The sequence below is a fragment of the Aureimonas ureilytica genome (genome assembly GCF_001475935.1).
Taxonomy (GTDB): domain Bacteria; phylum Pseudomonadota; class Alphaproteobacteria; order Rhizobiales; family Rhizobiaceae; genus Aureimonas; species Aureimonas ureilytica_A.
In genome coordinates this window covers 352,056-364,662 of record NZ_LDQA01000028.1, presented here as the reverse complement: position 1 = coordinate 364,662, position 12,607 = coordinate 352,056, and the positions used below count along the sequence as shown (strand labels likewise).

Sequence of the window (12,607 nt, the reverse complement as noted above, 5' to 3'; positions counted from 1 at the left end):
GACCGACGCCGAGCTCGGCGCCGAACACGGCTTCATGGCGGAAGGCTACGACGACGAGATGCCGATGGCGGCCGCGGCCGACCTGCCGCCGGTTCAGCCCAATCTCGATGTCATCATGAACATCCCCGTCACCATGCAGGTCGTGCTCGGCTCGACCGTCATGCCGGTGGCCAATCTGATGAAGCTCGGACGCGGCGCTGTGGTCAAGCTCGACACCAATGTCTCCGATCCGGTGGACCTGATGGTCAATGGCCGCATCGTGGCGCGCGGCGAGGTGGTCGTTCTCGAAAACGAAGATCAGCGCTTCGGCATCACGCTGACGGAAATCGTGTCGCCGGCCGCCCACCAGGCGCGCGCGAAGTCCTCCGGCGCGATCTGACGGTTCGGCCATGTTGGGTGCTTACACTCCTTTGGAGCTCGAAGGGCCGCAGAAATCGGGCGCTGCGCGCGCCGCGATCCTGCTCCTGACGCTCGGCGGCGAAGGCGCGGCCAAGCTCCTCAAGCATTTCTCGCCGGAAGAAATCCGCACGTTGCGCCAGGGCGCGTCGCAGCAGAAGCCGATCACGGCCGTGGAACTCGACGCCATCGTCGCCGACTTCCAGGACGCGTTTCGCGCCGGACCCGGCCTGATCGGCCTGGATTCGGAGCTTTCCAAGCTCCTGCGCTCCTCGCTCTCCAGCGAGGAACTCGCGCTCGTCTTCGACGCCGACGAGGCCATGGAAGGCGATGCGGGGCTGCCGGTCTGGTACGAGATGGAACAGCTTGGCGCGCAGGCGATCACGGCGTTGCTCCTGAAGGAGCATCCCCAGGTCATCGCCTATGCCGTCCAGCGCCTCAAGGCCGAGGTCGCGGCGCAGGTCGTCGCCTCCTTCGAAGGGCCGCTGCGCAACGACGTGGTGCGCCGTATGCTGTCGGCCAAGCCGCCGACAGAGCAGATGTCGCGCCTGATCGAGCATCGCTTCCGCGAATCCTTCGTGTCGGGCGGCAACGGCGCAGAGCGCAAGCAGCGCCACGCAACGCTGGCCGAGATCGTCAACCGCATGGAAAAGCGGCAGACCGACGATCTCCTGAACGCGATCGAGACGAGCGAGCCGGAAGAAGCCAAGGAGCTGCGCAAGCTGCTCTTCGCCTTCGAGGACATTCCGGGCCTGCCCAGGAAGTCCCGCCTGCTCCTGTTCGATGCGATTCCGACCGAAACGGTCACGCAGTCGCTCTCGGGCACCGACGAGACCATGCGCGAGGCCGTTCTCTCCGCGCTCGGCGCTCGCGCCCGGCGCATGGTCGAGGCCGAACTCAGCCGCAACGAAGCGGTCGCCGCGACCGCCGTCCAGGACGCGCGCCGCTCGATTGCCGCCGCCGCGCTGCGCCTGTCGGCGGAGGGCCGGCTCGACCTCACCGAACGGGGCGAATGACGGCCAGGGCCGGGCGGGGACCATGAGGGTCCGCGCCCGGCCCTGTGCCTTATGCGATTGGGAGCGGACGGACCATGGCGGACGGTGCGGACAAAGAGTCCCAAACGGAAGACCCGACAGAGAAGCGCATTCAAGATACGATCGAGAAGGGCAATCTTCCGGTCTCTCGCGAAGCGCCGATTCTCGCCTCGCTCCTGGCGGCTATCGGCGTCGTCATCTTCCAGGCTCGCAACAACGCGGCGCAGCTTTTCAGCGATCTGAAAGTCACCTTCGAAAACCCGACGCAATGGTCGATCGGCAACGGCTACGACGCGCTCGGCTTTCTCCATACGATCTCGCTCCAGACCGCGCATTTCGTGCTGCCGGCCACCGGCCTCTTCATCGTGGCTGGAATACTGGCTTCCCTTCTTCAAAATCCGCCCCAGATCAATCTTGAGCGAATTCGTCCCAAAGCGTCCAACGTCTCGCTAACCCAAGGTTGGGGAAGACTGTTCGGAAAGCGCGGTTTCACCGAGTTCGCTAAGTCATTGTTCAAGTTCTTCGGCGCTATGATCATCGTCGGTTGGATACTTTCCAAGGAACTGCCTCTCTTGTTGGCGACGATGTTTTCAGATCCGCAGCAGCTTCCCGAAACGATCCTCGGTCTGGCGATGCGCCTGCTCGCGGCCGTGTCCGTGGCGACGATCCTGCTGGTGGCGGCCGATCTCCTGTTTTCCCGTATCTTGTGGCGGCGCGACCTGCGCATGTCCAAGCAGGAGATCAAGGACGAGATGAAGCAGGCCGAAGGCGATCCGATGGTCAAGGCGCGCCAGCGCCAGATCGCCCGCGAGCGCAACAAGCGGCGGATGATGGCCTCGGTGCCCAAGGCCACCGTGGTGATCGCCAATCCGACGCACTATGCCATCGCGCTGCGCTATGTCCGTGAAGAAGGCGGCGCGCCGCTGGTCGTGGCCAAGGGCGTCGACGCCATGGCCTTGAAAATCCGCGAGATTGCCGAAACACATGACATTCCTGTGGTCGAGGACAAGCTCTTGGCAAGGTCGATGTACGATCATGTGGAAGTCGATCAGATGATCCCTCCGCAATTCTTCAAGGCCGTCGCGGAAGTCATCTACTATCTCCATGAGCGTCCGGGGACGCGCCTGGAAATTGGTGTCGCCTAATCGATCCGGACCGCGTGTTTCCTTGCCCGGATCATCTTGTTCTTCCCGCGTAAAGGTTCTCCATGGGCGCCCAAGTCATGCTTAACGTTCGCAACAAGCACGCAGCCGAACGGGAACGTCTCGTGGCGAACGGCCTCCGCGAGGTCGTGGCTGAACTGCGGCTTGTGGAACCGGCCGACTATGTGGCGTTCCTGCGCATGGACGCTTTCGGCAATATCGCCGATATCGTGGAATCCTCCGCCCAGCTCTATCTGGCGCCCGGCGTCCTGCGCTTTGCCGAAAGCGGCGAGGAGCACTTGAGCTGGGGCTCGGCCCCGACCATCGATCTCGACCTCGAACTGCGCCTGCCCGAGGTGAGCGTCCACTTCCGCCTGACCCTCACCGCCACGCGAGCGGCTGTCCATATCAATTATATCGCCTTCAAGGACCCGGACGCCGACCCGAGCGTCAACACGCAGCGTCTGGCGAAAGCCATCGAGGCCGCGCGGATGCGCACCGCGCCCCGCGTGTAAGATATTGGCGTCGAGCGTGGCTGCGCCAAGCGGGCTCTTGTCCTTTGTCTCGCGCATGGTCTGGGCTCGAAAGCCAACTCGCCTTTCAACGGACATGCGCTGACCAGCACCTCGCTCGTCTCCCGACCCGCCACAGACCCCGCTCGAGCGGGGTCTTTTTTTGACCGGGCGGGCATGTATTAACTACGATTAATACTTGTTAACATCAGGTTAATAAACGAGTTTTTCATGTTTGGCCAGCTTCGGACAAGTGCCTATCCTTAAAACGGCGTTACGAGATGTTTCTCGAGGATTTACGCCTTCATGAGCGATCTTTATCTTTTCGGCCTGTCGTCCACCCGCGCAGACTGGCTTTCGCAGCGTCAGGCGGTCGTGGCCGAGAACGTCGCCAACGCCAACACGCCCGGCTATCGCGCCAAGGACGTGTCGCCCTTCACCTCCGTTCTCGAAACCACCAAGCTGGAACTTGCTGCCTCCAACCCCAGCCATCTCGTGGCCTCGGCCGGGCGGGATTTCGGGGTGGACGAAACGCGCCAGACGCCCTGGGACATCACCCATTCCGGCAACTCGGTGAGCCTCGAGCAGGAAATGCTGAAGGCCGGTGAGATCTCCCGAGACTTCGCGCTCGATACGTCGATCGCCAAGGCCTTTCACCGCATGTATCTCCAGACGCTGAAAGGCTGACAGTCGATGACCGATGCCATCTCCTCCGCTCTTCGCATTGCCGCCAGCGGTCTCGAAGCCCAGTCCACGCGCCTGCGCGTCGTGGCCGAAAACGTCGCCAACGCCCGCTCCACGGGCGAGGGGCCGGGCACCGATCCCTACCGCCGCAAGACCGTGACCTTCACCTCCGAGATCGACCGGCTGACCGGCGCCGAGATCGTTCGGGTCAAGGATGTCGGCCTCGACCGCTCGCAGTTCAAGTCGGAATACGATCCGGGCAATCCGGCGGCCGACGGCAACGGTTACGTCAAGATGCCCAATGTCAGCCCGCTCGTCGAAATGGCCGACATGCGCGAGGCCAACCGCTCGTATGAAGCGAACCTGCAGGTGGTCAAGCAGGCGCGTGAGCTGATCAACCTGACCATCGATCTCATGAGAGGCTGAACGCCATGATCCCCGCTATCGGAAGCGCGGCCGCGCGCGTCGACACTTTCCGCCTCGATCCCACCTCGATGTCGGTCGGCACGACCGCCGCCGGCGAGGCCCACGCGGCCGCCGGCCAGGGCTTTGCCGCCGCGATGGCCGACATGGCGCGCGAAGCGAACCAGACGGTGAAAAGCGCCGAAGCGACCTCGATCCAGGGCGTGAACGGCAAGGCCTCGACCCAGGCCGTCGTGGACGCGGTCATGGGCGCCGAGCGCACGCTCCAGACGGCCATCGCGATCCGCGACAAGGTCGTCTCGGCCTATCTTGAACTCTCCCGCATGTCGATCTGAGAAAGACCAAAGCAATGCGCGCCCTTGCGATCGCCGCGACCGGCATGAACGCCCAGCAGACCAATGTCGAAGTGATCGCGAACAATATCGCGAACATCAACACCACCGGCTACAAGCGCGCCCGCGCCGAGTTCACCGATCTTCTCTACCAGGTCGAGCGCGCACAGGGCGTGCCCGCCCGTGGCGGCGAGAACACGATCCCCGAGGGCGTGCAGATTGGTCTGGGCGTGCGCACGGCCGCCGTTCGCACCGTCCATATCCAGGGCGCGCTGCAGCAGACCGGCAACGATCTGGATCTGGCCATCAACGGCCAGGGCTATTTCCAGATCCAAGGCCCGAACGGCGAAACGCTCTACACCCGCGACGGCGCCTTCAACAAAAGCGCCACCGGCCAGCTCGTCACGCTCGACGGTTTCGTGGTCGATCCCGGCCTCACCATCCCGCAGGACACGACGCAGGTCTCGATCAACGAGGCAGGTCAGGTTTACGCCAAGGTCAGCGGCCAAGATCAGCTCATCGGCCAGATCTCGCTGGTCAACTTCGCCAACGAGCCGGGCCTCGCCGCGCAGGGCAACAACCTGTTCCGCGAGACCGTCGCCTCCGGCACGCCGATCGCCGGCGTTCCGGGCGATCCCGGCTATGGCGTGATCAAGCAGGCCTATCTGGAAAATTCCAACGTCGATCCTGTCAAGGAAATCTCCGAGCTAATCTCGGCGCAGCGCGCCTACGAGATGAACTCCAAGGTCATCCAGGCAGCCGACGAAATGGCCGGCGTCGTCTCGAAGGGTATTCGCTAAACCATGATCGCAGCCCCGCTTCTTCGCCGTTTCTCCCTCGCGGGCTTGCTTGGCGCGGGGCTTCTCGTCGCACTGTCGCCGGCCCCGGCCGGCGCGGCCGATCTCAACCTGCCGGTGCCGACCGCCGTGGTCTATCCCGGCCAGAGCGTGCTCGACAAAGGCATCATCCCGATGCGCTTCACCGTTCCGGGCGAGCAGCTGTCCTCCTACGTGGTCGAGGAGGGGATGCTGAAGAACCGACTCGCCCGCCGCACGCTGCTGCCCAACCAGCCCATTCTCCTGTCCGACCTGAAGTCGCCCGATTCGGTGACCGCCGGCGTTCCGGCCAAGCTGATCTATCGCGAGGAAGGCCTGCTGATCACCGGCATGGGCCTGCCGCTCCAGTCCGGCTCGGCGGGTCAGGCCATTCGGGTTCGCAACACCGACAGCGGCGTCACGATCTCGGGCATCGCCATGGAAGACGGCACGATCGAGGTGTCCTCACAATGAGCCTCAAGCGAGCGATGCTCGTCGCCACGAGCCTTTCCTTCGGCCTGACCTCGGCCTTTGCGGCCGATTATGCGGGCGCCGGCTACAGCCAAGCCGGCATCGGCGCGCGCGAGAATTTCAACATGGTGGTGCCGCGCGTGCGCCCCTCGGGCGGCGTGCGCATCAAGGACATCACGACCGTCAAGGGCGTGCGCGACAACCAGCTGGTCGGCTACGGTCTGGTGATCGGCCTCCAGGGCACGGGCGACAGCCTGCGCAACTCGCCCTTCACCGAACAATCGCTCCAGTCCATGCTGGATCGCATGGGCGTCAACGTGCGCTCGGCCAATCCACGCACGCGCAATGTCGCGGCCGTCGTCGTGACCGCCGATCTGCCGGCCTTTTCGGGCATCGGCTCGCGCATCGACATCAACGTCTCCTCGCTCGGCGATGCCTCGTCGCTGATGGGCGGCACGCTGGTCATGACGCCCCTCTACGGCCCGGACGGCGAAATCTATGCCGTTGGCCAGGGCGCGCTCGCCGTCAGCGGCTTCTCATCCGAGGGCACCAACGAAAGCCTGACGCAGGGCACGCCGACCACCGGCCGCATCGCCGGCGGCGCCTTGATCGAGCGCGAGGTGCAGCGCGCGACGGTGGACACACCCACCATCACGATGGAACTGCGCAACCCGGACTATCGCACGGCGATCCGTGTGGTGGACGCGATCAACGCCTTCTCGGTGCAGGCCTATGGCCGCCCGGTGGCGCGCGAGCAGGACTTCCGCAACATCACGCTGACGCGCCCGCCCAAGCTCTCCTCGACCCGCTTCCTCGCCGATCTCGGCGATCTTCAGATCACGCCCGATCAGGCCGCCAAGGTCGTCATCGACGAGCGCACCGGGACGGTGGTCATCGGGCAGGACGTCAAGATTTCGACGGTCGCCGTCACCCATGGCAGCCTGACAGTCCGCATCACCGACACGCCCAATGTTTCGCAGCCGGCGCCCTTCTCCAACGGGCAGACCGTTGTGACCAAGGACACGACGGTGGACGCGCAGCAGGGCGGCGGCAATCTCGCCATCGTGCAGGGCGCCAATCTCGATGCGGTGGTGCGCGGGCTCAACCGGCTCGGCCTCAAGCCCACCGGCATCATCGCCATTCTTCAGGCCATCAAGACCTCCGGCGCGCTTCAAGCCGACCTCGTGGTTCAGTGAGATCCGTCATGACCCCTTCGCCCTTCGTCCGCTCGTCTTCGCTTCGCACCGCGCTTCTGGCCGGCGTCCTGGTTCTGGGTGGCCTTCAGTTTGCTGACGCTTCGGGCAGCAAGGAGCCCGTGGGGCCGCCGACGACGCCTGTGAAGGTCCGCGTGATCGGCGCCGACGGCACGGAAGCCTCCGTTCCGGTTCAGCCGACGACGGACGTGCAGCGTTATTGCTCCAATATTTCCGATCCTGCGCTCGACGCGCGCAATGCCCTTCAGCTCGCTCAGCTGAAGGAGGCCGAAGGTCAGCTCAACGCCCGGATCGAGGAACTCGATGCCAAGCGCAAAGAAGTCGAAGGCTGGCTGGCCGAGCGCAAGGCCTTCATCGAATCCACCTCGGACACGATGATCCAGATCTATTCGGGCATGAAGCCGGACGCGGCCGCCGGCCAGCTCGCCGGCATGACGCGCCCGGCGGCGGCCGCGCTGCTCACCCGTCTCAAGTCGCGCCAGGCGAGCGCCATTCTGGCCGAGATGCCCGCGCCCGTCGCGGCGGAACTGGCCGCCATCATCACCCAGAAGACCGACCGCGCGGCCCAGGCGGACTCTGCCGGTTCGCCGCCCGCTGCCGAGGAACAGAAATCGTGAGAATCCTCGCCTGCCTTCTTGCCACCGGCGTTCTGGCCGGTTGCACCACGACGCGCGAAGACCTGATGAAGGAGCCCGTGCTGACGCCGGTGGGAACGGGGCTGCATCAGTTCCCCCCCGTGGTTCAGCCGCAGGCCGCCTATTCGCCCGAGCCGCCGCGCCACGTGAACTCCCTCTGGACCGGCCGCAACGCCGACTTCTTCCGCGACACGCGCGCGCTCAATGTCGGCGACATCGTCACGGTCAAGATCAAGATCGACGACAAGGCCAAGCTCGACAACAACACCAAGCGCTCGCGCGATTCGGGTGTCAGCGTCGGCGCCGATCTCAAAGGGTCCTTCGGCTCCTGGGGGCTTCCCACTGTGGGCGCCGATCTCGGCCTCAAGAACGGCACCAAGACGGCCGGCAAGGGTACGGTCGATCGCCAGGAAGAGATCAACGTCTCGGTCGCGGCCGTGGTCACGCAGGTTCTGCCCAACGGCAATCTCTATATTGCCGGCCAGCAGGAGATCCGCGTCAATTTCGAGGTTCGCGTTCTGTCGATCGCCGGCATCATCCGGCCGGGCGACATCCTGCCCAACAACACGATCTCCTACGAGAAGATCGCCGAAGCGCGCATTTCCTACGGCGGCCGGGGTCGCCTCACGGAAGTGCAGCAGCCGGCCTGGGGCCAGCAGGTCCTGGACAACGCGCTGCCTTACTGAGGCGTCCAGGGCGAAGCGCCGCTTCGCCCGAACTCTCCATCCTCTCCCTTGGAAACGGGTCGGTTCGCCGGCCCGTTTTTTTGTTGCGCGCTGCGGTCAGGCTCGGGCCAGCACGATTTATTAACACTTTCCTCAATGCCCCACCCGCCCGCGATGCGTCGCGCCGGTGGCGGGGGCGATGAGGCCGCGATGGAACCCGCTCGGGCGGGAGGCTGCGGCTTTCCCACTGCGCATTGTCTCGTGCCGGAGCGCCTGATGACCGACCTCACTCCCGAAGCGCTTGCCATTCTTGCGGGCGGCGACCCGAAAGCCAAGAAGGGCGGCAAGATGCAGATGATCGCCGTGGTGGCGGGTCTGACGCTTCTGGCGGCCGGCGGCGGCGCGGCGCTGGGCTTTCTCCTGAAACCGGCTCCCGCACCCGCGCCCGATGCGAGCGCGGCGGAAGCTCATCCGGCTGATGCCGCGCATGGCGAGGCCAAGCCCGCTGAGGGCGGACATGGCGAGTCGGCCAAGGCGGAGACGGGCGAGCATGGCTCGCTCGCCAACAAGGAAGCCAAGGGCGAGCCGCCCAAGGAAAGCTTCGTCACCATTCCCGCCATTCTCACCGATCTGTCCTCCCCCGTTGGCGCGCAGGCCCGCCTCGAAATGGGTCTCGTGCTGCGCCAGCAGGGCACGGAAAAGGTGGATGAGGCGGCGCTGACCAATCAGGTCCAGGCCGACACGCTCGTTTTTCTGCGCACGCTGGAACTCGCGCAGATCGAGGGCTCGCGCGGCCTTCTTCATCTGAAGGAAGACCTTCTGGAGCGCGCGCGCCTGCGCTCACCCGCCGTCGTCGACGTCACCGTTCGCTCGCTGGTGGTGAAGTGAGACGCGCGCTTCTCGCCGCCGCGCTGCTCGCGGCGGCCTGGGCCGCGCCCGCCCATGCGCAGGACGCGGTGGCCAATGCCGCCAACAGCCTGGCGTCGCTGATTCCGGCCGGCGACACGGCCGTCTCGGGCCGCATCGTCCAGCTTTTCGGCATCGTCACGGTTCTCTCGATCGCGCCCGGCCTCCTTGTGATGGTCACGGCCTTCACGCGCGTCGTCATCGCGCTGTCGATCCTGCGCTCGGGGCTCGGCCTTCAAACGACGCCCGCCAATCTCATCATCATCTCGCTGTCGCTCTTCATCACCTTCTTCGTGATGATGCCGACCTTCGACCAGAGCTGGCGCGACGGCTTGCAGCCTCTGATGAAGGGGCAGATCACGGAAGAAGAGGCGCTGCCGCGCATCGCCGAACCCTTCCGCGATTTCATGCTCGATCAGGTGCGCAGCCAGGATCTCGCGCTCTTCTCCGACTTCGCGCAAGCCTCGAATCGCGACCGTCTGCCGGAAGTGCAGCAGGGCTCCGGGGAAGGGGAGGTCGTGGATTTCCGCGTTCTCGTTCCCGCCTTCATGATCTCGGAACTGCGCCGCGGCTTCGAGATCGGCTTCCTGATCGTCCTGCCCTTCCTGGTGATCGATCTCATCGTGGCGACCCTCACCATGTCCATGGGCATGATGATGCTCCCCCCGACCATCATCTCGCTTCCCTTCAAGATCCTGTTCTTCGTCCTGATCGACGGCTGGAACATGCTGACGGGCAGTCTGGTGCGCTCGTTTATGTAAGGCTCCGTGACATTGCGGTATCTGCCGCAACGAAATCGCAAAAATCATGAAAGAGCGACGCGCCGTCATCTTCATCTTTACCCTACGTTAACTGCGTCGCCGTAAAGTCCTGTTGATAGCGGTTTGATCTCGCTGAAATCCGATCAAAGGCATGATGCCGAACCGCGCCGCTGGGCCCGCCAGCATGTCCCCTCGACTGATTCCATTCCGGGACACAAAAATCATGACCAGCGTGAACACGAACGCAGCAGCTCTGACCGCTCTGCGCACTCTTCAGAACACCAATGCTCAGCTCGAGACGACGCAGGGCCGTATTTCGACCGGCTACAAGATCGGCGAAGCGAAGGACAACGCGGCCTACTGGTCGATCTCCACGACGCTGAAGTCCGACAACAAGTCGCTTTCCACGGTCAAGGACGCGCTCGGCCTCGGCGGCGCGACAGTGGACACGGCTTATCAGGGCCTCAATAAGGCCAAAGACGTCCTGGACGAGATCAAGGCCAAGCTGACGGCGGCAACGCAGGACGGCGTCAACCGCGACACGATCCAGCAGGAGATCAGCCAGCTGCAGGACCAGCTGAAGTCGATCGCTTCGTCCTCAATCTTCTCCGGAGAGAACTGGCTCTCGGTCGATACGAGCATTCCCGGTTACAACGCTAACAAGCAGGTTGTAGCGTCGTTTTCGCGTGATGCGAACGGCTCAGTTGCAATTGGCACGATCAAGGTCGACACGTCGGCTGTCTCGCTGTTCGACGCCTCGACGGCGACGGGCGCCGGCGGCATCGTGAACGGTGCTGTGTCGCTCAAGGGCACCGATGGCCGCGATATCGACCTCGGCATTGCTACGGTTGGCGGCAATACATCCAAGGCTGGTCTGGCCAGTGCAGTTGGGACCTCGACTGGTCTGGCGGCCGGTACGGCGATGGCTTCCACGGTGACCGGCGCGGTTGCAGGTGCTGGGCTTGACGCGACGGGTGCTGCGTCCGGTGCTCAGGACGTTGCAACCTTGGCCATGAACGGTTCGCTCAAGCTGGCCGTTGGTCAGAAGGTATCGCTGAGCTACGTTCTGGCAGGTACAGCCTATACCACGACCTACACCGTGGCGAACGCAGTCAGCGGTTCCAGCTCTGCTGGCGCTCTGGCGACCGAACTGGCGAATATGACCGGTACGGGCCTGACCATCGCCGTCAATAGCGGTACTGCGACCAGCCTCGACATCAAGGCCACCGCCAATAACCAGGAACTGACGATCACGGACTTCCGTGTCATTGGTGACAACACTGCGATCTCGAGCACCTTTACTGGCCAGTCGAAGGCCGCCTCGATGACGACGGCTGCTCTGAACTCGACGCTCTACACGGGCTCTTCCAGCGGTCTCACGAGCTCCGACAAAGTGCAGTTGACGCTGAACGTCGATGGTTCGACGGTGACCACCGGCCAGCTGGCGATCGGTGCCGATGCTGCTGCACTCGCCACCGCGCTCAACGCGGATGCGAACTTCTCGGCCAAGGCTTTTGCGACCGTCGCCTCGAACCAGCTGACGATCACTTCGCTGACCACCGGCACGACGTCCACGACCTCGCTTACTTCAGCCGCTTTCTACGATGCCACCTCCGGCGCGGCCAAGATGCCGACCACGGCGGCCGGCACAGGCTTGTCGAACGTCGCCATCCAATCGACGGCGACCACCGGTACGTTTGCGGCGATCAACCTGGACAGCGACGACAACCTGTACTTCAACATTCAGGTTGACGGTGCTGCCAGCGCGACGAACATCACGATCAACAAGGCTCTGATCGACAAGACGTTGACCGCCAACGGTCACGTGTCCGGTCAGATCGCGACCGCCACAGAGTTCAAGACTGTCATGGACGCTGCTCTGGCGGCATCGGGCGTGACAAGCGTGAAGACCTCCCTCACCAACAGCAACACGCAGCTGGTTTTCACCACGAACTCCTTCGGTGCGACGTCTAGCCTGACGATCGGCAGCGTCGTGGCTTCCACGGGTGCGGACAAGATTTCGGTCGACAAGATCGACATCTCGGCGACCGGTCTGGGCAAGGTGGGCGCCACCACCAGCGACCAGATCAAGTCGGTGCTGACGGCCTATATCTCGGTCATCAACACGGCGATCAACAAGGTCACATCCGCTGCCGCTTCGCTGGGCTCGGTCGCCTCGCGCATCGACATGCAGAAGTCCTTCGTCAACACGCTGATGGACACGATCGACAAGGGCGTCGGCAACCTGATCGACGCCGACATGACCGAAGAGTCCACCAAGCTCCAGGCTCTGCAGGTCAAGCAGCAGCTCGGAACCCAGTCCCTCTCGATCGCCAACCAGTCCGCTCAGAACGTTCTCTCGCTCTTCCAGTCGGGCCGCTAAGTCTCGAAGGCAGACGATCCAACGCGAATTTAAAGGCCTCGGACAGCAACGTCCGGGGCCTTTTCACATTCGAGCCCATTACGATCTGCGTGCAAACTCCCGAAGCTGACAGCTCTTCCGCGAATGGAGCAAAGCGTTCGTGCTCATTTTTAGCCGACGCGCAAAAGAGATCTTCCGAATCGAACGCTTTTCATCCGGCGTTAAATCTTGCCCGATATGTTGATCGACATGAAG

At 63.8% G+C, this 12,607-nt stretch carries 15 protein-coding genes; all 15 read left to right on the top strand.

From position 1 onward, the window contains the following. The first annotated feature begins 58 nt into the window (after window positions 1-58). Window positions 59-379 carry a flagellar motor switch protein FliN gene (gene fliN / locus NS365_RS14235; protein ID WP_244498451.1) on the top strand — a complete coding sequence of 107 codons (321 nt, stop codon included), beginning with the start codon at window positions 59-61 and terminating at the stop codon, window positions 377-379. A gap of 10 nt (window positions 380-389) precedes the next feature. Further along, window positions 390-1,412, top strand: a complete 1,023-nt coding sequence (locus NS365_RS14230) for a FliG C-terminal domain-containing protein (protein WP_082684604.1) — start codon at window positions 390-392, stop codon at window positions 1,410-1,412. Window positions 1,413-1,486: 74 nt separating this feature from the next. Beyond that, complete coding sequence (gene flhB / locus NS365_RS14225; protein ID WP_058600923.1) at window positions 1,487-2,575, top strand: flagellar biosynthesis protein FlhB; 1,089 nt, start codon at window positions 1,487-1,489, stop codon at window positions 2,573-2,575. A 62-nt stretch (window positions 2,576-2,637) separates the two neighbouring features. Beyond that, window positions 2,638-3,087, top strand: coding sequence for a hypothetical protein (locus tag NS365_RS14220; RefSeq protein ID WP_058600922.1), 450 nt, complete (start codon window positions 2,638-2,640; stop codon window positions 3,085-3,087). A 303-nt stretch (window positions 3,088-3,390) separates the two neighbouring features. Continuing rightward, window positions 3,391-3,771, top strand: coding sequence for a flagellar basal body rod protein FlgB (gene flgB / locus NS365_RS14215; RefSeq protein WP_058600921.1), 381 nt, complete (start codon window positions 3,391-3,393; stop codon window positions 3,769-3,771). 6 nt (window positions 3,772-3,777) lie between these two features. After that, on the top strand, window positions 3,778-4,194 hold the full coding sequence (gene flgC, locus NS365_RS14210; RefSeq protein WP_058600920.1) for a flagellar basal body rod protein FlgC: 417 nt from the start codon (window positions 3,778-3,780) through the stop codon (window positions 4,192-4,194). Between the two features lie 5 nt (window positions 4,195-4,199). Beyond that, window positions 4,200-4,526, top strand: a complete 327-nt coding sequence (locus NS365_RS14205) for a flagellar hook-basal body complex protein FliE (protein ID WP_058600919.1) — start codon at window positions 4,200-4,202, stop codon at window positions 4,524-4,526. Between the two features lie 14 nt (window positions 4,527-4,540). Next, complete coding sequence (gene flgG / locus NS365_RS14200; protein WP_058600918.1) at window positions 4,541-5,323, top strand: flagellar basal-body rod protein FlgG; 783 nt, start codon at window positions 4,541-4,543, stop codon at window positions 5,321-5,323. Between the two features lie 3 nt (window positions 5,324-5,326). Continuing rightward, window positions 5,327-5,812 carry a flagellar basal body P-ring formation chaperone FlgA gene (flgA, locus tag NS365_RS14195; protein WP_058600917.1) on the top strand — a complete coding sequence of 162 codons (486 nt, stop codon included), beginning with the start codon at window positions 5,327-5,329 and terminating at the stop codon, window positions 5,810-5,812. A gap of 122 nt (window positions 5,813-5,934) precedes the next feature. Next, window positions 5,935-7,005: a flagellar basal body P-ring protein FlgI gene (flgI, locus tag NS365_RS14190; RefSeq protein WP_058600962.1), complete on the top strand. Its 1,071-nt coding sequence runs from the start codon at window positions 5,935-5,937 to the stop codon at window positions 7,003-7,005. An 8-nt stretch (window positions 7,006-7,013) separates the two neighbouring features. Then, window positions 7,014-7,640, top strand: a complete 627-nt coding sequence (locus NS365_RS24530; protein ID WP_193753443.1) for a MotE family protein — start codon at window positions 7,014-7,016, stop codon at window positions 7,638-7,640. After that, on the top strand, window positions 7,637-8,344 hold the full coding sequence (flgH, locus tag NS365_RS14185) for a flagellar basal body L-ring protein FlgH (protein WP_192843405.1): 708 nt from the start codon (window positions 7,637-7,639) through the stop codon (window positions 8,342-8,344). The genes NS365_RS24530 and flgH overlap by 4 nt, the downstream gene beginning before the upstream one ends. A gap of 255 nt (window positions 8,345-8,599) precedes the next feature. Continuing rightward, the gene (locus tag NS365_RS14180; protein WP_153003778.1) at window positions 8,600-9,211 is read left to right on the top strand and encodes a flagellar basal body-associated FliL family protein; all 612 of its coding nucleotides are present in this window, start codon (window positions 8,600-8,602) and stop codon (window positions 9,209-9,211) included. Next, complete coding sequence (fliP, locus tag NS365_RS14175) at window positions 9,208-9,990, top strand: flagellar type III secretion system pore protein FliP (protein ID WP_058600915.1); 783 nt, start codon at window positions 9,208-9,210, stop codon at window positions 9,988-9,990. The genes NS365_RS14180 and fliP overlap by 4 nt, the downstream gene beginning before the upstream one ends. Before the next feature lie 223 nt (window positions 9,991-10,213). Further along, window positions 10,214-12,373 carry a flagellin gene (locus NS365_RS24780; protein ID WP_058600914.1) on the top strand — a complete coding sequence of 720 codons (2,160 nt, stop codon included), beginning with the start codon at window positions 10,214-10,216 and terminating at the stop codon, window positions 12,371-12,373. The last annotated feature ends 234 nt before the right edge of the window (window positions 12,374-12,607 follow it).

Excerpts from the sequence above, each read along its gene's own strand:
- fliN (WP_244498451.1), top strand. The coding sequence starts at position 59 with ATGCCGATGGCGGCCGCGGCCGACCTGCCGCCGGTTCAGCCCAATCTC.
- NS365_RS14230 (WP_082684604.1), top strand. The coding sequence starts at position 390 with ATGTTGGGTGCTTACACTCCTTTGGAGCTCGAAGGGCCGCAGAAATCG.
- flhB (WP_058600923.1), top strand. The coding sequence starts at position 1,487 with ATGGCGGACGGTGCGGACAAAGAGTCCCAAACGGAAGACCCGACAGAG.
- NS365_RS14220 (WP_058600922.1), top strand. The coding sequence starts at position 2,638 with ATGGGCGCCCAAGTCATGCTTAACGTTCGCAACAAGCACGCAGCCGAA.
- flgB (WP_058600921.1), top strand. The coding sequence starts at position 3,391 with ATGAGCGATCTTTATCTTTTCGGCCTGTCGTCCACCCGCGCAGACTGG.
- flgC (WP_058600920.1), top strand. The coding sequence starts at position 3,778 with ATGACCGATGCCATCTCCTCCGCTCTTCGCATTGCCGCCAGCGGTCTC.
- NS365_RS14205 (WP_058600919.1), top strand. The coding sequence starts at position 4,200 with ATGATCCCCGCTATCGGAAGCGCGGCCGCGCGCGTCGACACTTTCCGC.
- flgG (WP_058600918.1), top strand. The coding sequence starts at position 4,541 with ATGCGCGCCCTTGCGATCGCCGCGACCGGCATGAACGCCCAGCAGACC.
- flgA (WP_058600917.1), top strand. The coding sequence starts at position 5,327 with ATGATCGCAGCCCCGCTTCTTCGCCGTTTCTCCCTCGCGGGCTTGCTT.
- flgI (WP_058600962.1), top strand. The coding sequence starts at position 5,935 with ATGGTGGTGCCGCGCGTGCGCCCCTCGGGCGGCGTGCGCATCAAGGAC.
- NS365_RS24530 (WP_193753443.1), top strand. The coding sequence starts at position 7,014 with ATGACCCCTTCGCCCTTCGTCCGCTCGTCTTCGCTTCGCACCGCGCTT.
- NS365_RS14180 (WP_153003778.1), top strand. The coding sequence starts at position 8,600 with ATGACCGACCTCACTCCCGAAGCGCTTGCCATTCTTGCGGGCGGCGAC.
- NS365_RS24780 (WP_058600914.1), top strand. The coding sequence starts at position 10,214 with ATGACCAGCGTGAACACGAACGCAGCAGCTCTGACCGCTCTGCGCACT.